We start from the raw sequence: 20,836 nt of genomic DNA, 5'->3' as shown, positions 1-20,836 counted from the left end.
CTAGTCGATCGCTTTAAATTTACTTCTAATTAAGCTTCGCAGCCAACCTCCTGCTGCCATTGTTGTCAGTCTTTCTACTGAGTGTTTCTTGTTGGCAGTCAATCTGGGTATGCGATACGGATTTGTTCCCCAAAAACCGAGCTTTAAACTTAGGCTATTGTACAAATATCCCGATAAGTAATATTTTGATACATACTTATCAACTTGTTTATTGACAGCGCCATAGGGGTAGGCAAGGTGAGAACCAACTGTTCGATTTGGATCTAAATCTTGAGTGCATTTCCTTAATTTAATTTGAGCCTGCTCTAATTCTCGCTCTACAGCTTTCGCAGAAATCCTGGTTAAATTTTCATGGTTAAGTCCGTGAGATTGGAGGTCATAAAAACCTTTTTCAAAGCCTTCCCGTAACTCTTTACAGTTGGCTTTGTCTAAAGTTTTACCGCGTCGGCCGATAAATCCGGGATTGACAAATAAAACTACTTTGATTTTTTGTCCATATTTATTTTCAAGTCTTTCTAAGATGGGGAGGAGATTTGTATAGACGCTTTTATAGCCATCATCGAAAGTAATCATTACCTTTTTTTGATGACAGTGTTCAGGGGGTAACACTTGACTGGGTTTACTTAGGTAATAATCATAGAGTTCTTGAGTAGATAGAAACCAATAGTTGTCTCGCACTAAATTATCTAAAAAAGCTTCTAAGTCTTGCTGGTAGTAGTCGCTTTTTAATTCGGTTGGCAATGGGAAAGCTCCTGGCTTATTCTGAATATCAACAATATCATGGAAACCAAAGACGGGGATTTTTACTACAAACGTTGCTTCGAGGACTTTGGTAATTAGCAAACTAATAAGGAAGGCAAACAACAGGCTAAACAGGCGCTTTTTGCTGATAGTTTTAAGAGGAAAGATAGGCTTAAAATAACGAGGAAATTTATAAACCAAAAAATTTCTCATTGACAGTCAAAACCTAATTTTTTTTGCAAATTTCATGACTTGGCAAGCCTCTAAATTACTGTGCATCGTTTCTAGAAGATAACGATTGAGATGGTATCGCCCCTTTTACCTACAAGTTGGTCTCCTCAAACGAGGCACTAAGCCTCAAGAACTTCCCTCCACCCCCAACTAGGAGAGAACTCACCCCCCGATAGGCAAACAATATTTTAGAATATCGTAATCTGTAGAGTGTTCTTAAACGCACTTGCCGCGATATACTTCAAAATATAGAGGCTTGTTTTCCGTTTGAATTTTCCCAAGGGCCGGAGCTATGACATCCTATGCAACCTCCACTGCTAGAGCCGAGATGAGTGAGATCCGGCGATTGAAAGGCATACTGCCGCCAGAACTGCAAAGCTGGGTCACAGTAGAAAAGACCGTAGAGGTCAATCCACCCCTGATCCGCAGCGAAGAAATAGGCAAAGACCAAGTAGAAATTCAAATTGACCTGATCCGTTGGGAACAACTAGCAATGGATCAGAGAAATTTGCTATTCTGGCATGAAGTAGCCAGAGTTCAAAACGATACGATCGCCAAAGATGGCTGGGAAATGGCAGCCCTCGCCATCGGCTTAGGCGGAGCAGTCGGCGAACTGTGGGTACAAGACGGCTTACTACTGCTGCTGGCATTAGCCCTCTGCGGCGTGTCAGGTTGGAGGCTCTATCAAAAAAATAATGGAGAGAAAAACCTCAAAGAGGCAGCAGAAGCAGACGAAAAAGCGATCGCTCTGGCCACTCGCTTTGGCTACACCCTCCCCAACGCTTACAAAAGCCTGGGAAGTGCCCTCAAAACCCTAGTGGAGCAAACCTCCAAAAAGCGGCAGCGAGCCAGATACGAAGCACGGCTGCAAGCCCTCAAACGCAGTGCAGCCAAAGCCAAAGCTAAAGTCAAAAGTAGCGATCGCCAAACCGAACAATCAGAAAACGTCTACAACTTATAAATATCTTGGGGAACGGCATCACTTTCAGCCATCAGGTTTCAAAATTACTCTGAAAACTCCGACCTGAGAAATCAGAAGTCGCGTTCCCCCCCCTCCGCCAAAGCCAACTCCCCTCTTGCCTGAAGCGCGATCGCATTTTGTAAGCGATAAATTGATCGACTTATAAAAATTTAAGACAGAATAGGCGATAAGATACTAGCTTGAAATTTGGAATCAAGACTTCATGGTCAGCCAAACCCCAGAGGCAGAGTTTCGGGTAACTTACAAGGGCGAGATTCCCTCCGTTCATTTGCCCGTTCGTTTGAGTGTACTTGAGGCCGTAGCCTTTAAGACCACCTGCCAGCAATTTTTCTCTGGGACTACCATCCCTAGTGAAATCATCCTTGATTTTAACCAGACCACATTCATAGATAGCAGCGGTATCGGTGCCCTCGTTAGCAACATGAAAGTAGCTAGGCAAAAGGGCAGCAACCTAGTGCTGCGGAGAGTCAACCCCCAAGTAATGGCAGTATTTGCCCTCACCAGCCTAGACCAAGTATTGACCATCGAGCAACCCGCCCCCAATGCAAACTCAACAGAAACCCACCATTCAAAAGACAATCAGCTACCGATTACTCATCCCTCAGTACGCTCTTGGGTAAAGCGCCTCATAGACATCGTAGGAGCTTTAGTAGGTTTAGGAATTACAGGAATTTTATTCCTACCAATAGCCATAGCCATTACCATTGACAATCCCGGCCCCATCTTTTTCGGTCAAACCCGTTGCGGGTGGATGGGAAAGCATTTTCGGATCTGGAAATTCCGTTCCATGTGCGTCAACGCTGAATCCCTCAAATCCCAAATCAAAAACCAAGCCTCTGGAGCCATCTTTAAAAACGATAATGACCCCCGGATCACGCGAGTAGGCAGGATCATGCGGAAGACAAGCCTCGACGAACTGCCTCAATTTTGGAACGTACTCAAAGGCGAGATGAGCCTCGTCGGTACCCGCCCCCCAACCCCCGATGAAGTTGAGCGTTACGAGGTTCCCCAGTGGCAACGTTTAGATGTCAAACCCGGCATGACCGGGGAGTGGCAAGTTAACGGTCGCTCTTCCGTGCGTGACTTTGAAGATGTCATTCGCCTGGATTTAAAATATCAACAAAACTGGAGCCTGATGTACGATCTGAAATTAATTTTCAAAACTATAGCAGTCCTGTTTAATAAAAATAGCGGTGCTGTATAGAATTAATGAAAGATGAGCAACTAAGGGTGAAATCTCATCTTCAGGTTCAGAGCAACCTGAAAGATTTAACAGTTGTTTTAGAATGGTTAGAAGAAATTGCACTTCCCCTCCTCCCCCATCAACTATGGTGGCAGTGCCAATTAATTTTAAACGAAGGCTTTACAAATGCTGTCCGCCATGCTCACCACGACTTGCCTCCTGAGACTCCCATTGAATTAGAGATCAAAATATATACCAATTCTTTAGAAATTCTAATTTGGGATCGCGGTCAACCATTTAACCTAAAAGAAAAGTTACAATCCATCTTAAAACAGAACTCCGACCCCTTAGAAGCGGAGGGAGGAAGAGGCCTGATGTTCATAGACAAGCTTACCGACGAACTTGATTATATTCGTACTCCTGACGATCGCAATTGCCTAGTTATGCGAAAAAGCATAACTTGACTATTATTAACTTAAGCAAGAGTTAATACTTCTTAAGTAAAGCGACCCTCTAGACCGTTTCTTTACCGCCCAGAGCGCGGCGCTAAAAATAAATTCGGGTTTAGTCGGATTAAAGATAATAAAGGGTGAATTTTACTCAGTATCTTAGATTTATAGCATTTCTCAAGCAAGCGAGGTACGCCCTAGCAATCAGAAATTAGTAATTAGCAATTATAGCAATCGGCAAGGTGGTTAGGACATTTTAGTTTCCTCAAACCTTTAATTCTATTCCCTTTTTCCTCTTCTTTCCTGAGCATGGGAGCATCGTAGTCCCTCTTTTCCCCTTCTTCCCCTTCTTCCTCTTCTTCCTCTTCTTCCCCTAGCCCCTAGCCCCTAGCCCCTAGCCCCTAGCCCCTAACCGCCAGCAGGTGTACCTCATCTACCGCAGAAATGCTATATAGATTCAACAGCCTCTAGAGAAAACAGGAAGCAGGGTAAGTCCACAATAATTAACTGGGTGCATCTGTCTCCGTTGATTAGGCAGGAAACATTTGCTTCAAACTTAAAATTATGCGTATTTTGATCTATTCCTATAACTACTACCCAGAACCCATAGGCATTGCTCCCTTGATGACAGAACTAGCAGAGGGTTTAGTCAAGCGAGGCCATCAAGTTCGGGTAGTCACAGGTATGCCCAACTATCCGCAGCGCCGGATTTATGAACAATATCAAGGCAAGTGCTACCTGACCGAAGAGAGAAACGGTGTCAAAATTCAGCGTAGCTACGTGCGGATCAACGGCCCCCATCCCACCTTGCTAGATAGACTCTTACTCGACGGTAGCTTTGTGGCTTCCAGTTTCTTCCAAGCTTTCAACGGTTGGCGACCTGATGTCATTTTCTCAACTGTACCCCCTTTGCCGATTTGCGTCCCAGTTGCCATTTACGGAGGGTTTCGCGCCTGTCCCATCATTCTCAATGTTCAGGATATCGTTTCCGAAGCAGCCGTGCGTGTTGGTCTGGTGAAAAAAGATAGCTTGCTGATTCGGATCGCCGACACTTTGGAAAAATTTGCTTATCGCACAGCTACTCAGATTAGCGTAATCGCTGATGGATTTGTTGAAAAATTACTTTCTCAGGGAGTAGCTCCTAATAAAATTGTTTGTATCCCTAATTGGGTTGATGTCAATTTCATCGGGCCTTTACCCAAAGAAAATAACCCCTTCCGGGAATCTCACCAACTCACAGGCAAATTTGTTGTGCTTTACTGCGGCAATATTGCTCTGACTCAAGGTTTGCAAACAGTCGTTAAGGCCGCAGCTCGTTTAAAACATATCCCTGAAATTGCTTTTGTAATTGTGGGAGAACCGACAGCATTAGGGGAATTACAGAAGGACTGCGATACTTATAAAGCTCCTAATGTTTTGCTCTTACCCTTTGAGCCGCGAGAAAAATTACCCCAGATGTTAGCGGCTGCTGATGTTAGTTTGGTAGTGCAAAAGCTGCGCGTTACTAATTTTAATATGCCCTCGAAAATCCAAGTAATTCTGGCTTCTGGCCGGGCAATTGTGGCCTCGGTGCCAGAAACAGGTACGGCAAATAAAGCAGTCTTGGAGAGTGGTGGTGGTGTTGTAGTGCCTCCTGAAGACCCCCAGGCCTTAGCAGAGGCGATTCAAGAGTTATATCTTCATCCCGCTCAGGTGGAAGCTTTGGGTCAGCAAGGTAGAAAGTATGCCGTCGAGCACTATGGGTTTGAGGAAGCTTTGAATCAGTATGAGGCTCTATTCTCGGCCGTTGTAGCCCGTAGTACCCCAATCTTCGAGCCCTTGCCCAAATAGGGATGAGAAGGCAAAATATAGCAACCGCTAATAGCTAATAGCTAATTGCTAATGGCTAATTGCCAATTGCTCCTGGCTAATAGCTAATGGCTCATAGCTCATGGCTACCTTCCCCATCTCCCCCATCTCCTCTGCTCCCCCGCTCCCCCGCTCCCCCGCTCTTTCCCTAGCCCCTAACCGACGAAAGCGGTTGCTATACTTATCGCTCTTTTCTCACTCTTCCCACATCTCCCAAATTCAACTTAGCCCGCAATTCATCCTTAATCCTATTCAGGATAGAACCCTCATCCAAAGAAGCCAAAATTCTACTAACAACAGCTTTGGGCCCATCATCTCCCCAAGATGCACCATTAGCCAAATAAGCTTTAGTTACCTGTCCAATGCCATAGGAAGAAACGCCAGCAACCCCAGCTTGAGTGACGGCTACAGATAAATAAGGCGCTAAAGATAATCCACCCGTTGCAGGTGCAGCCATTCCTAACAAACCTTTGAGAGAACTCAAACCAAAATTAGCCACCAATTCGCTCGCAGTAATTCCGCCCATACTAATCGCCATTTTTTGCAACAATTCTACTGCTCCCGCTTCTGTCATCCCAATTCCGTAAAGCTTAGACAGTGTTAATACCATTGCTACATCAATTACAGCACCGCTGAGAATGTCGAGAACAGTAATCGGATTAAGCGCGATTGCTACCGCCTTAGTCATCACCCCATTCCAAATAATTTTATTAGCACTATCTTCGCGAATCTCCATTTTTCGCTTCACTAACTGCTCGTTCACATCACCCGCATAGAGCATCGTATTTAGCGCCACTAAAGATTTACCTTCGCGGTCTAAAATCTCCAGAATTTTAAGTTTTAAATCATCTATTTGCGGGGTTCCGCGAGTCATTTTGACATTCATACTGCCATCAGCACGCCGCACAGCATTAGGAATCAAAGGCGAAGCCGCCGCCATCACGATTTCATCGGGCGACAGTAACTCCCGCACCCGTTCGTCCCGTATTTTGTGATAGATGGCAATGCGATCGGCATCAGGATATTGATCGATTTTATTGAATACTAAAAGCATCGGTTTGCCAGCTTCGCGCAACTGAGAAAGCGCCTCGTATTCTACTTTAGTGATATCGCCCGCAACCACAAATAGAATTAAATCAGCCTGTTTCGCGACCTGACGCGCCAAAGCTTCGCGAGTCTCGCCATCTACTTCATCAATCCCCGGAGTATCGATTAATTCAACCTGGGATAAGCGATAGATAATGGGAGCGTTAGAAAGCACTGGAAATTGTCCCTGAGTTTCTAATTTACCGTACTCCCCATCTCTCCTACTCCCCATCTCCTCTTGACCTATATCCCACTCACCAATCGTCATGCTGCGGGTAACACCGTGAGTCGGGCCAGTTTCAAAGATATTTTGGCCCAATAGAGCATTCAAAACTGAAGATTTACCACGCCCTACCATGCCAAATACTGCTATTTGCACGCAAGTTCGTTCTAACTTGTCAAGCATTTTTTGTAGCCCCCCAATTGCGGGTTCGAGTCCGCTACGTTCTTGGGGTGTCAAGTCCATATTTTCTACTATGTCTCGCAGAGCTTCTCTTGCGTGCCGCAAGTTCAGTTCGGACTGAATATCTGCAAAGTTTAAAATGGTGTTATCCAGTTCTTTATCGATTTCCATTAATATATCTAGGGGCTAGGGGCTAGGGGCTAGGGACTAGGGAAAGAAGGGAAAGAAGGGAATAAATTTAGCTTTCAGTAATTTAGAATGTCCTAACCACTTTGGCGGTTGCTATAAATAGGTTCTTAACAATTAACAATTAACAGTTAACAATTAACAGTTAACAGTTAACAATTAACAATTTAAAAGCGGACTTTGCCTTAACCGCAAAGACCGCCTTTACTAATTTATAACTGCGGAAATTAAATGGGCGGATGCCACACTTTGCAGTTAATACGATCGGAACATGACGGCTCCCGCAATGTAAGTCAGGGAATAATCCCCTTAGCGGAAACGTCTGTCGCGTCGTCGCGCAATTGCTTTGCGCTTGCGCTTTTCCAGCGGAGTTTCAAAGTGTCGGCGCTTTTTGACATCCGCCAAAATCCCTGCACTAGAGACTTGACGCTTGAATCGGCGCAAGGCTGATTCAATTCTTTCATTCTCGCCGAGTAGCACTTGAGTCATTCTTCCTACTTCCTTGTAATTCCCAATTAAAGATTATGCAATTACTAGGCTATCGAATTTTGACACTTCTACCCCTACAGGGTATGGAATTTTTTAGAGATTTGGCTCTAAATATCCCTATTACTAGATTACTGGGGTTCTTGGTCGCGATTCTTTGGCCTTAAAAAGATGAGCTGCTATCTTAGTATTACAACAGCAACAACAAGCGTTTAGGGTCGATCTCTCCTTGGTTGCGCGGAATCTCCCTATATCTTTTAAAATGGTTAGGAATTTGCTTCCCAAACTTAAGTTTGTGTATCCATCCCACAACTCTAGATTACACGATACTAAGGATGTTTTCAAGATTTACTACCAACTTTATCCCCTAGCTATTTTGACCGCAGCTCTTATGCAGAGTGCCGAGCTCGATATTCGTGGGGGACAGTGGGCTTAGGTGGCAGTAAAAATTTGGGGCATTATTTTACGTTTTGCCGTTTTGCCTTAATTTTAAATTTTAAATCCTAATGTTTCTAAATTAATAGCGTCCTCCCCCTGCTCTAGAAGATTTGCCGCCGTTACCGCTGCGATTGCCGCCACCTCTATCTCCTCCTTCTTCGCGGGGTTTGGCTTTGTTCACTTTCAGCTCGCGTCCCATCCATTCTGCTCCGTCGAGAGCTGTAATAGCTGCTTCTTCTTCTGCATCGGTTGCCATTTCTACAAAACCAAACCCTCGCGGACGACCAGTTTCACGGTCTGTAGGCAAGTGTACGCGCTTGACAGTTCCGTATTCGGCAAAGACGGTAATGATGTCTTCTTGGGTAACTTGGTAGGAAAGATTACCTACATAGAGCGACATATAATTCCTCCCGACATTAAATTATGTAAAGATTCAGTGTTGGAGAAATGCCTGTTGATACAGAAAAGGGGGCTTTTTTTGAGAATTCTGTAGCAGTAAACAAAGCCTACAACTGAATTTGATTCATAACTGATACTTTAACATAAAATTGCCGATCGCTCGTGGGTTTTATCCCCTACTTGACCCCTCATTATTCCTAGCGGAGGTAAGAGAGGTCAACTGAGCCAAAGTTGGTACTCAGAGCTAAGTTTAGATTTTCTAGACCTTTGACTAACCAGAGAACTCCTTCTCGTGCTGTGGATTCGTAGTGATTGAATAGAATTGCAAACCGCTTTTCTAGATAGGGTTTGACTTGACGGCAAATCAGCACAATTTTGAGCAGGAGGCCGGTTGTTTGGGTTGCACCCACGTTAGAAATTAGGTCTATAAATACAAAGTGATTGGGCCGCTGAGGACTTTCCACTACTAGAAAGTTCAACATTTGGCTGCAAGTTCTGATCATTAAGAAGTCAGTGAATTTTTGGGAGTCGCATTGGGGAAAGGTGTTTCTTAGTTGCTTATAGAGTTTTTCGTTAAATTGCTGCTTGCCATAGGTTGAGTCATTGGTGGTGGTAATCAGGTATTCGTATAAGTCATCTTTAAAACTGCGATAAGATTGGTTGTAATTGGTATTGCTGAGAAAGCGGTGGGCAAAATTCCGATAGCTGTCGGCTCCTTCGACTTTGCCAATAAATTGTTTGAGGGCAAAAAAGAGTTCGCCATCGTTCAAAAGAGTGGGGTTTTTTATCGGTTGTATAATTCTCCCGAAAGATACTGAAGTTTCTCTCCGAGCTATTTGGGATTTTCTCACTGCGTGAGCTACATATTGGGAGAGATCGATTTCAAATTTACGCTGATTTTCAGTTTGAATTTTTTTGATGGTTTTCTGGTGTTCGTAGGGGCTTCCTTCACTGAGCAGACAGTGTTTATATAAGTATGGATATCGAGGAATTAATGTTCCTAAAGGCTTGGTTTGGGCTGTGTTGCTGTTGCTGCTGCTGTTTGCTTCTCGGCTTTGGCTCATCACTTTTGCCAAGCGTTGTAGGGTGACGTACTGTTCAGTTTGAGTGAATTGTTTGACTAATTCAGGTAGCCCTATTTTGGTGCGGTTGCGTAAATACTTTGCGGCTGGGTTATAAGGGATACATTCAAATAGACCGATTAATTCGGGGATGGCTGTATGCTTGGCAGGATATGTCTGCCAGCGATTAATCAGGATATGACAGCAACGGTTGAGGATAAATTTAAATTCCTCTCCAGAATTTTTAGAGGCGATCAGCTTTTCAAGAGCCGCCGCTATTTCGGGATCGGGATATCCCGTACCTTCAATAAATAAACTACGAAAGCGCTCTATGAGCTCCGGTGGTTGCTCTAGCTGCACTTGGTCTAGCCAGTGGTTGTAGAGTAGCTGCTCTTCTGGATGGCTTTCTCGGTTGTAACCCTCTTTTAAAGTATTGTTCACTTGAAGTCACCTTCCCTCGCTTAGCTAGAATTTTTTAGCGCTATCTGCTTTGGGATTGCTGGGCGCTCGATCTTAGGTTAAGTTAATTATTATTTTTTCAACTTTCAACTAAGTCCTAAATTAAAGATTACACGAAGTGCTTGCTACTTTCAAGTAGTAGGCTTAAAAATTACTCTAAAATTTGTAAAGTTTGGATAAACCTTGCGTAAATCTTCGCTTTAGGTGACGGGATGAGGGGGTCAAGACCTTAGAGGGGATGCTACAGCCTTTTTGAGACCTAAAATTAGGGTTTTCAATCGCGATCGCAGCTACTACCCGATTGAGTTTTTTGAAGATGCTAAGTACATACACGGATAGAGAATAAATAAATGAGTCAGTGCAATCCCTACACTGAGGAATCAGAGGTACGACGATCGGCGGATTATCAAAAGTAGGACTTAGGACTTTTATAAGTTAGGGAAAATTCTTCCTTTGGACGATCTAAATGATTAGTGTTGCCTAAATCTTTTCATTCTCAACTAATAATTTATAACTTGTGGCTTCTATTGTCTTAGAATAGTTAAGCTAAATAATTTTGAAGTGTGAGTGTTGGTAGTATGGTTTGTTGCGTAACCCCCGCCCAATTAGCTGAAATTTTGGCTGTTGCACCGCCTGTACAGTCAGATCGTGCGATCGCAACGGGGATCGCGACAGATACACGGAATCTCAAAGGCGGTGAAGTGTTCGTAGCTTTGCGGGGAGAAAATTTTGACGGCCACAAATTTGTGGCTAAGGCGTTGGAATTGGGTGCGATCGCGGCTGTTGTCGATCGCAGTTGGGAAAGCGAGGGTTTAGATCTGCCACTATTACGAGTTGAGGATACTTTAAAAGCTTATCAGGCGATCGCTCGTTGGTGGCGCGACCAATTTAATATTCCAGTAATTGCCGTCACTGGTTCTGTGGGCAAAACTACTACAAAAGAATTAATTGCAGCGGTTTTGACAACCAAGGGAAATGTCCTCAAAACTCAATTAAATTATAACAATGAAATCGGAGTACCAAAAACTCTATTAGAACTGTCAGAGTCCCATCACTATGCTGTCATTGAAATGGGAATGCGTGCCTCTGGAGAAATTGCATTTTTAACTCAAATTGCGCGACCAACGATTGCAGTAATTACGAATGTGGGTACAGCCCATATTGGGCGGCTGGGTTCCAGAGAGGCGATCGCACAAGCCAAATGCGAGTTATTGGCTGAAATGCCCAATGATAGCATCGCGATTCTAAACAGTGACAACGCTCTATTAATGGCAACTGCTGCCAAAGTTTGGCAAGGAGAAACTCTGGCTTACGGCTTAGAAAAGGGCAATTTATGCCCTGAATTGATTGACGATCGAACAATATCTATTGATAGTATTAACTTACCTTTACCCTTGCCAGGTCGTCATAATGCGGTAAATTATTTAGCAGCTTTAGCAGTGGCAAAGGTTCTAGGTGTAAGTTGGGAACCTTTAAAAGGCGGTTTGTCAGTGGACTTACCGTCAGGAAGGGCGAAACGCTACGAGTTAGCTAATGATATTGTCATTCTAGATGAGACTTACAATGCAGGTTTAGAATCGATGATTGCGGCTTTGAAGTTATTAGCAGATACTCCCGGAAAGCGGCATATAGCAGTGTTAGGTACGATGAAGGAGTTGGGAGAGCGATCGCTTGAGTTTCACAGACAAGTAGGCGAGAAGGCACGGGAATTAAATCTGGATGCTTTATTTATCTTGGCAGATTTTGAAGAAGCTTCAGCAATTGCAACTGGTGCGGCTGGTTTGCCTTTTGTGGAACTAGGAGATATCACCCAAGTTGATGCACGGGAGATGATGGCGAAGCGTTTGCAAGAGTTTGTAAAAGCTGGCGATCGCATTTTATTTAAAGCTTCTCATTCGGTAGAATTAAATCGAGTTGTACAGCTTTTAGTTGTTGATTAGAAGGGAGCGGATGATGGGGAAGATGGGGAAGATGGGAAGATAGTTGAGATGGGGAAGATGGGTAGGATTAGCTATTAGCTATTACCAATCATGAACACGGATTTTACCGATTACACGGATTACACGGATTTTAGAGGAATGATTATTTAGTCGGTGAAATCAGAGGAATCTGTAAAATCTGTGTATCCCAATTACCAATTACCAATTACCAATTACCAATTACCAATTACCAATTACCAAAGGTGTGTTATGCTAAATCCAACTGAAATTAAGATGAAACAAATGAGAGCTATTGAAGTAACAGGAACAATTGATGAAAAAGGTCAAGTGTCTCTCGACCAACCCATAGAGGGAGAAACCCCCAGTCGAGTGCGAATTATTGTACTATTCTCAGAAGCTACAGAAGAACTCGAAAATGATCCTGACGATACTCCTATAGAAGAAATCAAAGCTAGTCTCAGGACAGCCTTGCAGGAAGCTAAAGAAGGACGCACCAGACCTCTTTCTGAAATGTGGGATGGAATCGATGACGAATGAATCCGATCCAATTTCTATCCGGTTTTCCGATGAATTTGAAAAAGGTTTATATGCTTTGTCAAAGAGATATCGCAATATCCGTGCTGATATTCAGCCAATTATCGAGCAAATACAAGTGGGAGATTTTGTCGGAAACCGCATTTCCGGCATGGGTGAAGATTATGTCATCTTGAAGGCAAGAGTCAAAAATACCAACATCCAAAAAGGGAAAAGTTCCGGCTATCGACTGATTTATCAAGTTAAGTCAGCAACCAGAGTCATTTTATTAACTATTTACTCAAAATCTGACCGAGAAGACATTAAAAACAACGAAATTATAGGCATTTTGTCAGAATTTTATGAAAGCGATCGATAGCAAGCACAGGACTTAGGCATCACTCACCTTAATAGCCTATCTAGGGGTTCATGTATCCCCTGAGAAGTAGAAGTTGACAAAAAAATCAAAGTATGATATAAAACTTTAAAGAGTCTGAAGGGAAAATCAGTGTTTCACTAGCCGCCAAGCCATAAACACAGCAGGCAAAACCAGCCGATATCGAGAACATTCTTGAATATAGATATTAGCCCCCCCCGACAGACTAAAATAACTGCTACCATACCATTTGTCATGGTAGTAACTCTGCCCTCTCTGCACCACCGCCCTCTACTGTAAGTTAGAAAGCAAATGGCTATAAAAATTGGTGATAACCCCGAAAAGCAAAAAGCCCTGAACCTAGTGCTCAATCAAATCGAGCGCAGCTTTGGCAAAGGAGCGATCGTCCGCCTGGGAGATGCTACCCGGATGAGGGTAGAGACTATTCCCAGTGGGGCCTTGACACTAGACATCGCCTTGGGCGGCGGATTGCCTAAAGGTCGAGTCATTGAAATCTATGGCCCAGAAAGTTCAGGTAAAACCACGCTAGCGCTACACGCGATCGCAGAAGTGCAAAAATCAGGAGGTATCGCCGCCTTCGTTGATGCCGAACACGCCCTCGACCCCAGTTACGCCTCAGTCCTCGGCGTTGATATTGTCAATCTCCTAGTTTCCCAACCCGACACTGGGGAGATGGCCCTGGAAATTGTCGATCAACTCGTCCGTTCCGTCGCCGTTGATATAGTTGTCGTTGACTCCGTAGCCGCCCTCGTACCTCGCGCTGAAATCGAAGGCGACATGGGCGACTCTCACATGGGTTTGCAAGCTCGGCTAATGAGCCAAGCGCTCCGCAAAATCACTGGTAATATTGGTAAATCTGGCTGTACTGTCATTTTCCTCAACCAGTTACGGCAGAAAATCGGTGTCACCTACGGCAACCCAGAAACCACAACGGGCGGTAACGCTCTCAAATTCTATGCCAGCGTGCGACTTGATATCCGTCGCATTCAAAGCCTCAAGAAAGGCACAGAAGAGTATGGCAACCGCGTTAAAGTCAAAGTCGCCAAAAATAAAGTTGCTCCTCCCTTCCGTATTGCTGAATTTGACATCGTATTTGGCAAAGGTATTTCGACTACAGGCTGTCTAGTTGACTTGGCAGAAGAAACTGGAATCATTACCAAAAAAGGTTCTTGGTACAGTTACAATGGCGACAACATCGGTCAAGGTCGGGAAACGACGATTAAATATACTGACGAAAATCCTGAGTTTAAAACTCAAATTGAGCAGTTAGTGCGCCAAAAACTAGCCAGCGGAGCCGTTGTTTCGGCTAACTCCGTTGCTCCTATTGATGCAGAAGATAGTGAAGAGGCAGAAGATGTAGAAGAAGTTTAAATTGTAGCTGGGCGGATATTGGGCGTTGACACAAGATAACAAGATAAATTGTGTCAACGCCCACCCTAGCTATACCGATCGCAGGATAATCTAAGTCGTCGCCAAAGACACAGGGGCATCCCGCAGAAAATTAAGTAATTCCCGATTTACAGTTTGGGGTGCTTCCTGTTGAATCCAGTGCCCGCAGTGGGGAACTAATTTTAGCTGAAAGGGAGCCGCAATCAACCGGTCTAATCCTTCCGTGAGCTTTTTACTCAAAAAAGCGTCATCTTCGCCCCACAGTACCAAAGTTGGCGCAGTTACTAGCTCAGGCTTCTGACCCCAATTCCAGGCCAAATGATTAAATAATTGCCGATAATAATTGAGGGCAGCCCCCAAAACTCCAGGCTTTTCTAAAGCGGCCTGATAAATCTTAGTTTCTTCAGCGCTAAAAGCACCTTTACGAATTGCTTGACCTTGCAGGGCAGCTTTGACAAAATCTTTTAAGTTTTGCTGGATGATCCACTCTGGGATACCGGGAACCTGGAAAGCAAAAACATACCAACTACGGCGGAATTGATCTAGGTTGCTGGCAATTTCTTGGACAAAACGCTGAGGGTGTGGCGCGTTTAAAATTGCTAAGCGATTGAGATAGTGGGGAAACTTTTGAGCTAAGTGCCAGGCGATCGTTCCTCCCCAATCGTGACCGACTACGTGAGCTCTTACATACCCCAAACGGTCAATTAAACCCCGAATATCAGCGCACAGAGTATCTAAATCATAGCCGCTCTCAGGTTTGTCAGAATCGTTGTAGCCCCGTAAATCTGGTACTACAACTTTGAAATGACGGGCTAAGGCCGGAATTTGATAGCGCCAAGAATACCAGAACTCTGGAAACCCGTGAAGGAGTAAAACTAGCTCCCCCTGGCCTTGGGTAACGCAGTGCAAGCGGATGTTATTCGTTTCAACAAAAAAATGTTCCCAATTAGACTGTAAAAGCGTCATAGCCTGCAAGTTAATCCAATACTAGGCAGCCCAGACACTCACAGCGATCGCAGCAGGCTGGGCTACCCAATGTTTAATGTCTTTATCGTCCATCTCTAGACTAACATTTTGGGCTTCCAATCCTACTGCGATCGGGAATGCTACTCCTGTGCAAAACTTCCAACCCCTTGACCTCCCACTGGCTAAACTCGCTGGGCCGCCTTTGGGACAGCTTCTGAGGGTTGGATTTGGTACTTCACCAGGTTTGCTAGTTCCTGTAGCTGGCTGATGGCTTCAGCACCCTCCAGCTTCATTAATTCGCGGTCATCCCGCATCTCTGTCCAAGTAATCCCATAATCCGATACTAAAAACCGAATTAGGTGATTGTCCGCCAAGCTGACCATAAACGAGGCGCTGTTCATTTGACCCCCACAAGTGTAGCAGGATGCCAAATACCCTCGCTTCTCCAGCACGATCGCCAAGGCTTGAAGGTTCATCACCAAGTCTTGAACGAATTTGCGGTGTTGCTCTGCAAGTCTCAGAAACACAGTTGTCCTCCTATCACCACACCTTAATTTTAATACCCAATTTTATTTTTTCTTAAGAATTGGGTTTAGGTGTATGCTTACTATAACTTCACTATGCTGAATAAATCATCTGGGTAATAACTCCTTCAGCTTGGTTGTCTTAGGTTAACTGACTAACAATCTCAGCAAAGTATCAACAGCAACATTTACTGAATCCCTTTAGCTTCAGGGACTAAAGAGACAAATATCTTGTTCCTGAGCGAGGTTGACAGGGCCGGGGAAATCCTAGAGATACAAATATCTAATAGCGGCTATAAATCTCTTTGAACTGTCGCAGAGTAAGCCAGAAGGAGGAGAGAGAGAGGTTTGTCAGTTGACTTCCCACCAGCCGAAAGATGGGCCCACTAATCGCACTGCCAGCCACCAGGCAATCAACAGGCCAATGCCGAGCCAGGTTCCTCTAGTCGTCCACTTGATAAAACTTTCACTTTGGCTTTTTGTGATTGGTAGCCAGGAAAGAATTGGTTGTTCTTTGCCGTATTCGTCTTTGAGAGCTTCTTTACGACGTTTGGATTCGCCCATAATCTTTGTAGGGTAATTTTAGATTTCAACTGAAATTACATTATATGGGAAGGGGGAAAAGAGAAATTAATTAGCCCTCATAAGCGTTACCACAGCTTGAGCTAATTGGTTTGGCTCAAGGGGTTTTGTAATATGCCGTTGAAATCCAACGGTTAAAGCACGCTGTTGGTCTACCTCTCCAGCATAGGCAGTCAGCGCGATCGCGGGAATCTGCCCACCTTTTTCAGGAGATAGAGTTCGCACCAGTTGCAGGAGTGTGTACCCATCAATTTCTGGCATACCGATATCACTGATTAAAATATCGGGTTGAAAGGATTCCAAAGCCGTAAAAACTTCCGCAGCAGATGAAACGCTCATCACCTGCGATCCGTATTCTCTGAGGATTACCGTCAGTAACTCACGGGCATCCAGGTCATCGTCAACAGTCAAGACTCGAATTCCAGTCAAGTCAGGTTCTTGCTCGAATAATTTGTTGGTCTGATTCGATTCTGGTGCAAGATTTAACAATGGCAATCTGACAGTAAACGTAGCTCCCAATCCTTCACCCGGACTATCGGCAGAGATAGTTCCTCCATGGGCCTCAACCAAATTTCGGACGATCGCTAATCCCAACCCCAATCCCCCATACTTGCGAGTAATTGAAACATCTTCCTGGCGAAACGACTCAAAAATATATGGGAGAAAAGCAGGGTTAATGCCTTTGCCCGTGTCGCTCACAATAATATGGGCGCTATCTTTAACTCGCTCTATTCGGATGTCTACCCGTCCTCCGTTGGGGGTAAATTTGATGGCGTTAGACAGTAAGTTCCAAACTATTTGCTGAAGGCGGGTAGAATCCCCAGCAACTTGCCCAATATTTGGCAGTACCGGATGTAACAGAATTGATTTGGAAACTGCTGCTGTTCTGACTGTATCGATCGCAGATTCAATGACAAATACCAGATTGACTGGAGTAGTATCTATACTGAGTTTACCGCGCAGAATTTTAGCAACATCCAGCAAGTCATCAATCAGTTGGCACTGTAATTTAGCATTGCGTTCAATAGTAGCTAAGGCTTCAGCAGTTTTGATTTCATTGAATTTGCGAGTTTGTAGCAGTTTTGTCCAGCCCAGAATGGGATTGAGGGGCGATCGCAGCTCGTGAGACAAAATTGCTAAAAACTCATCTTTGATGCGGTTAGCGCGTTCTGCGGCTTCCCGTGCGGTTTGCTCTAACTGCAATAGGCGATCGCGCTCTACTTCTAATTGTTTTTGCGCTTCGATATCAGTGGCAGTACCAAACCATTTAACAATTTGACCTTGCTCATTCTTTTGCCCAATTGCTTGGTGTAGGTGCCAGCGATACACGCCATCTGCTCGCCGCATCCGACCTTCAGCTTGATAGGAACTGCCCTGTTGTACCGCCTCCGTCCAAGCTTGAAACAAAGCGGGTAAATCTTCCGAATGGACAACCTGTTCCCATCCATTTATGTGAACTTGTTCCAGCGTTAACCCCGTGAAGTTAGACCAGCGTTGATTAACATCCAGTAACGCTCCTTCGGCGTTAGCTGTCCAGACCAATTGTGGAATTAATTCTGCCAAACACCGATAGCGTTCCTCGCTTTGGCGTAATGCTGCCTCCACCTGTTTGCGATCGCTAATATCTTTGAACAGGATGGCAACTCTACGGCTTTCTGGCTTCCCAACCCGGAAGGCGGAAACCTCAAACCATCGGTTCATTGCTTGGGAGCCATTTTCAAAGCGGGCAGGTTTCCCTGTGAGTGCGATGTCGCCGTAAATCTCAAACCAATGATTTTCCAGATTCGGAACGATCTGACGCACCGTTTTACCCTGCGCTTGTTTGAGTCCCGTTTGTTGCTCAAATACCGGATTAATTTCTAGCAAGTGGTAATCAATGGGCCTGTCGCGTTCGTCAAACAGCATTTCGATGACGCAAAAGCCTTCATTCATCGACTCAAATAAGGTACGATAGCGCTCTTCGCTTTCCCGTAAGAGGAGTTCTGTCTGTATTCGCTCAGTAATCTCTTCGCATACTGTGCTGATGCCAATGATGCGATCGTTATGCTTGAGGGGCAAAAAGTGTTCTAACCAGATGCGGGGCACACCGGGCCGCGCTGGAGTTTCCCCCCGGATTTCCACATTGAGCAGGGGTTCTCCGGTTTCTAGAATAGGACGCAGGATTCCCTCAGCAGCATCAGCAAGATCCGGCAGCAACTCACGAATTGTGCAACCAAGATGAGCTTCAACGGAATAACCATTAATCTCCGCTAGTCGCTGATTAATTCGGACAAACCGCAGATCGGTATCTAAGATAGCTAAACCAATGGGAGCGTTTTGATAAATGGCTTCAATTTCAGCTAATTGCTGTTGCAGTTGTGTCCGTCCTTCCTGAAGTTCTACTTCGGTTTGTTTGCGATCGGTGATATCTCGCCAAGTGGCAACAAAGCCATCGCCTAGTTTGGCAATGCGGATATCAAACGCTCGAACTAAGCGTTGTTGTCCGTATTCATCCTCATAAACCAGGCTGTCTTTGACGAGCGACTGCCCCGTTTCTACCACCTGACAATACTCATCAAACAAGCCACTCTCGCGATGGTTGGGCAGTAACTCACACAACCCGCGCCCAATCTGTTCCTCACCAGTCATTTGATTATTTAGAAAGGCAGCATTATTGACATATTCAATCCGAAAATCGACAATCTGACCCTGCTCGTTCCGCATAGCACTGTAGATTCCAAAGCAGTCCAGCATATTGTCAACCGACGTGCGGAAGCGTTCTTCACTTTCTCGCAGAGCTTGTTCAGAATGTTTGCGATCGGTGATATCTTCGGCAATGCCTGTAAACCGATAAATTTCTCCTGTCTCATCGTGCAGCGGAAAGCAGCGATCGCGAACCCAGCGAATATTGCCATCTGCTAAGACAATGCGGTATTCTTCATCAAATTTTCCTGCGGCTGCTTTTTCTTGAAATGCTCTGTTAACCTCTTCACGATCTTCTGGATAAATACGATCGACCCATACCTGTTGATCTTTATATAATTCTTGTGGATTCAATCCCCACAGGTGTTGATAGGCAGGACTAACATAAGAAACTTGGTTTTCGGGTATCTCTTTGATCCAGAACACCGCATTAATATTCTCGGCCAACTGACGGAAGCGATCCTCACTGGCATACAAAGCTGCGGCCGATCGTTTGCGCTCTGTGATATCGAGATCGATGCCAGTCATCTCCATCGGCTGCCCATTTTGGTCATAAAGCACCTTGCCCTGGCTCATTGTCCACCGCATAGTGCCGTTGGGGTAGACTATCCGAAATTCAATATCATAGTTTTCCCCAGTCGAGATCGCCCGATCTACTGCTCCTACCACGCGATCGCGATCGTCGGGATGCAGCCGAGCCACAAACATCTCGAAGGAGCCGTCAAACTCTCCTGGTTCCAGTCCAAATAAGGCTTCGAGATTATCTGACCAGGTAATTTTTCCCGTCTGGAGATTCCAGTTCCACGTTCCCATGCGAGAGGCTTTCAGTGCCAGTTGTAGGCGTTCTTCGCTCTCCCGTAGTGCTGCTTCTACCTGCTGGCGTTCCGCTAATTCATGCTTTGCTTGCTGATAAAGTTCTGCCTGCCGTAGGGCGATACCCACCTGGATTGTCAATTCTTTAAGCAATTCAATCTCTAAAGGCTGCCACGATCGCGGGGCGAGACAGTGATGAGCAATCAGCAATCCCCAAAACTGCTCGTCGTGCAGGATCGGCACAACCAGATTAGCCTTGACTTGAAACTGAGCCAATAATTCAAAGTGGCAGGGTTCAATACTGCCATCCTGAATATCAGATATTGCTGTTACATCACCTTGACGATAGCGTTTGACATGATTTTTGACAAAAGCAGAATCGTAGTTTATAGGTTCCGTTTGATTTTGTCTAACGTAGTTTTCAGCAAGGCAGGGATCGTAAATAGTGGAGGAGAGTAGCGATCGCCATTGTTCCCTCACCGATTCTGCAATTACCTTCCCGTTGCCATCTGGTTCCAATCGCAAAACTAGGACGCGATCGGCGTGCAGAAATTCTCGCACTTCTGTCACCGTTGTTTGCAGAATTTGGTCTAAATCGAGCGATTGGGAAATTTGCTGGGTAATCTGTGCGACTAGGTGTTCTCGATCGATCCGCTGTTGCAGTTGGGTACGTAGCTGTACTGCTTCAATTGCTCTATTGACTGCCAGATGTAACCCTTCCTCAGTCATTTGCTCCTTAATCAGATAATCTTGTGCGCCTGCTTTCATTGCTTGAATGGCGATCGCTTCATTCCCTTGTCTAGTCATCACAATTACAGGCAGACCTAACCCTTGTTTGGATGGTTGTAGCTTACTTAGAAAGTCAATTCCATCCAAGTCGGGCAAGCGATAATTAAGCAAAACAGCATCTAGTTGTTGTTGCTGCCAGAGGTCTAACCCTTGTTGCCCCATCCCTGCTTCCAGGATGGTGTAGTCATACTCGCGATCGCGCAGTAGATAGCGCCTATAGAGTTCTCGATCTCCAGAAGACTCATCGACAATTAAGATGGTGCGCGAAGCTCTATTCATGGTCAGTTTT

The 20,836-nt window shown here is 44.9% G+C and carries 17 protein-coding genes; 8 read left to right on the top strand and 9 right to left on the bottom strand.

What is annotated here, in order from left to right; all coding sequences use genetic code 11:
* On the bottom strand, window positions 1-954 hold the full coding sequence (locus tag OSCIL6407_RS0102190; RefSeq protein ID WP_019486876.1) for a polysaccharide deacetylase family protein: 954 nt from the start codon (window positions 952-954) through the stop codon (window positions 1-3).
* A gap of 310 nt (window positions 955-1,264) precedes the next feature.
* Between OSCIL6407_RS0102190 and OSCIL6407_RS0102185 the strand changes: the two genes are divergently transcribed.
* From OSCIL6407_RS0102185 to OSCIL6407_RS0102170, 4 genes are all read left to right on the top strand, one after another.
* Window positions 1,265-1,933 (top strand): DUF3318 domain-containing protein, encoded by a 669-nt coding sequence (locus OSCIL6407_RS0102185; RefSeq protein WP_007356302.1) that lies wholly within the window; start codon window positions 1,265-1,267, stop codon window positions 1,931-1,933.
* A gap of 223 nt (window positions 1,934-2,156) precedes the next feature.
* Window positions 2,157-3,158, top strand: a complete 1,002-nt coding sequence (locus OSCIL6407_RS0102180; RefSeq protein ID WP_007356303.1) for a sugar transferase — start codon at window positions 2,157-2,159, stop codon at window positions 3,156-3,158.
* Window positions 3,159-3,184: 26 nt separating this feature from the next.
* Window positions 3,185-3,601 (top strand): ATP-binding protein, encoded by a 417-nt coding sequence (locus OSCIL6407_RS0102175; protein WP_234708767.1) that lies wholly within the window; start codon window positions 3,185-3,187, stop codon window positions 3,599-3,601.
* Window positions 3,602-4,150: 549 nt separating this feature from the next.
* Window positions 4,151-5,416 (top strand): glycosyltransferase family 4 protein, encoded by a 1,266-nt coding sequence (locus OSCIL6407_RS0102170; protein ID WP_007355477.1) that lies wholly within the window; start codon window positions 4,151-4,153, stop codon window positions 5,414-5,416.
* A gap of 199 nt (window positions 5,417-5,615) precedes the next feature.
* On the opposite strand, the gene OSCIL6407_RS0102165 is transcribed toward OSCIL6407_RS0102170, so the two are convergent.
* The 4 genes from OSCIL6407_RS0102165 to OSCIL6407_RS0102150 form a co-directional block, all read right to left on the bottom strand.
* Complete coding sequence (locus tag OSCIL6407_RS0102165) at window positions 5,616-7,094, bottom strand: GTP-binding protein (RefSeq protein ID WP_007358321.1); 1,479 nt, start codon at window positions 7,092-7,094, stop codon at window positions 5,616-5,618.
* 324 nt (window positions 7,095-7,418) lie between these two features.
* The gene (gene rpsU, locus OSCIL6407_RS0102160) at window positions 7,419-7,598 is read right to left on the bottom strand and encodes a 30S ribosomal protein S21 (protein WP_007358320.1); all 180 of its coding nucleotides are present in this window, start codon (window positions 7,596-7,598) and stop codon (window positions 7,419-7,421) included.
* 514 nt (window positions 7,599-8,112) lie between these two features.
* Window positions 8,113-8,433 carry an RNA recognition motif domain-containing protein gene (locus OSCIL6407_RS0102155; protein WP_007358317.1) on the bottom strand — a complete coding sequence of 107 codons (321 nt, stop codon included), beginning with the start codon at window positions 8,431-8,433 and terminating at the stop codon, window positions 8,113-8,115.
* 196 nt (window positions 8,434-8,629) lie between these two features.
* Complete coding sequence (locus OSCIL6407_RS0102150) at window positions 8,630-9,934, bottom strand: hypothetical protein (protein WP_007358316.1); 1,305 nt, start codon at window positions 9,932-9,934, stop codon at window positions 8,630-8,632.
* A gap of 596 nt (window positions 9,935-10,530) precedes the next feature.
* Between OSCIL6407_RS0102150 and OSCIL6407_RS0102145 the strand changes: the two genes are divergently transcribed.
* From OSCIL6407_RS0102145 to recA, 4 genes are all read left to right on the top strand, one after another.
* On the top strand, window positions 10,531-11,892 hold the full coding sequence (locus tag OSCIL6407_RS0102145; RefSeq protein WP_007358315.1) for a UDP-N-acetylmuramoyl-tripeptide--D-alanyl-D-alanine ligase: 1,362 nt from the start codon (window positions 10,531-10,533) through the stop codon (window positions 11,890-11,892).
* A 249-nt stretch (window positions 11,893-12,141) separates the two neighbouring features.
* Window positions 12,142-12,429 (top strand): type II toxin-antitoxin system RelN family antitoxin, encoded by a 288-nt coding sequence (locus tag OSCIL6407_RS0102140; protein WP_407635870.1) that lies wholly within the window; start codon window positions 12,142-12,144, stop codon window positions 12,427-12,429.
* Window positions 12,419-12,784, top strand: a complete 366-nt coding sequence (locus OSCIL6407_RS0102135; RefSeq protein WP_019486873.1) for a type II toxin-antitoxin system RelE/ParE family toxin — start codon at window positions 12,419-12,421, stop codon at window positions 12,782-12,784. The genes OSCIL6407_RS0102140 and OSCIL6407_RS0102135 overlap by 11 nt, the downstream gene beginning before the upstream one ends.
* Window positions 12,785-13,093: 309 nt before the next feature.
* Entirely contained in the window at window positions 13,094-14,173 is a 1,080-nt protein-coding gene (gene recA, locus OSCIL6407_RS0102130; RefSeq protein ID WP_007358312.1) for a recombinase RecA, read from the top strand.
* A 90-nt stretch (window positions 14,174-14,263) separates the two neighbouring features.
* On the opposite strand, the gene OSCIL6407_RS0102125 is transcribed toward recA, so the two are convergent.
* From OSCIL6407_RS0102125 to OSCIL6407_RS0102110, 4 genes are all read right to left on the bottom strand, one after another.
* Complete coding sequence (locus OSCIL6407_RS0102125) at window positions 14,264-15,157, bottom strand: alpha/beta fold hydrolase (protein ID WP_007358311.1); 894 nt, start codon at window positions 15,155-15,157, stop codon at window positions 14,264-14,266.
* 182 nt (window positions 15,158-15,339) lie between these two features.
* The gene (locus tag OSCIL6407_RS0102120; protein WP_007358309.1) at window positions 15,340-15,684 is read right to left on the bottom strand and encodes a DUF1815 family protein; all 345 of its coding nucleotides are present in this window, start codon (window positions 15,682-15,684) and stop codon (window positions 15,340-15,342) included.
* 348 nt (window positions 15,685-16,032) lie between these two features.
* On the bottom strand, window positions 16,033-16,245 hold the full coding sequence (locus OSCIL6407_RS0102115; protein ID WP_007358308.1) for a DUF2839 domain-containing protein: 213 nt from the start codon (window positions 16,243-16,245) through the stop codon (window positions 16,033-16,035).
* A gap of 66 nt (window positions 16,246-16,311) precedes the next feature.
* A complete protein-coding gene (locus tag OSCIL6407_RS0102110; RefSeq protein WP_007358307.1) occupies window positions 16,312-20,826 on the bottom strand; it encodes a PAS domain S-box protein in 4,515 nt (1,504 codons plus the stop codon).
* Window positions 20,827-20,836: the final 10 nt, after the last annotated feature.

It is taken from the genome of Kamptonema formosum PCC 6407, from assembly GCF_000332155.1.
Classification (GTDB): domain Bacteria; phylum Cyanobacteriota; class Cyanobacteriia; order Cyanobacteriales; family Microcoleaceae; genus Kamptonema; species Kamptonema formosum.
Note: the sequence above shows the minus strand (reverse complement) of the source record. Positions and strands in the feature narration are given on the sequence as shown.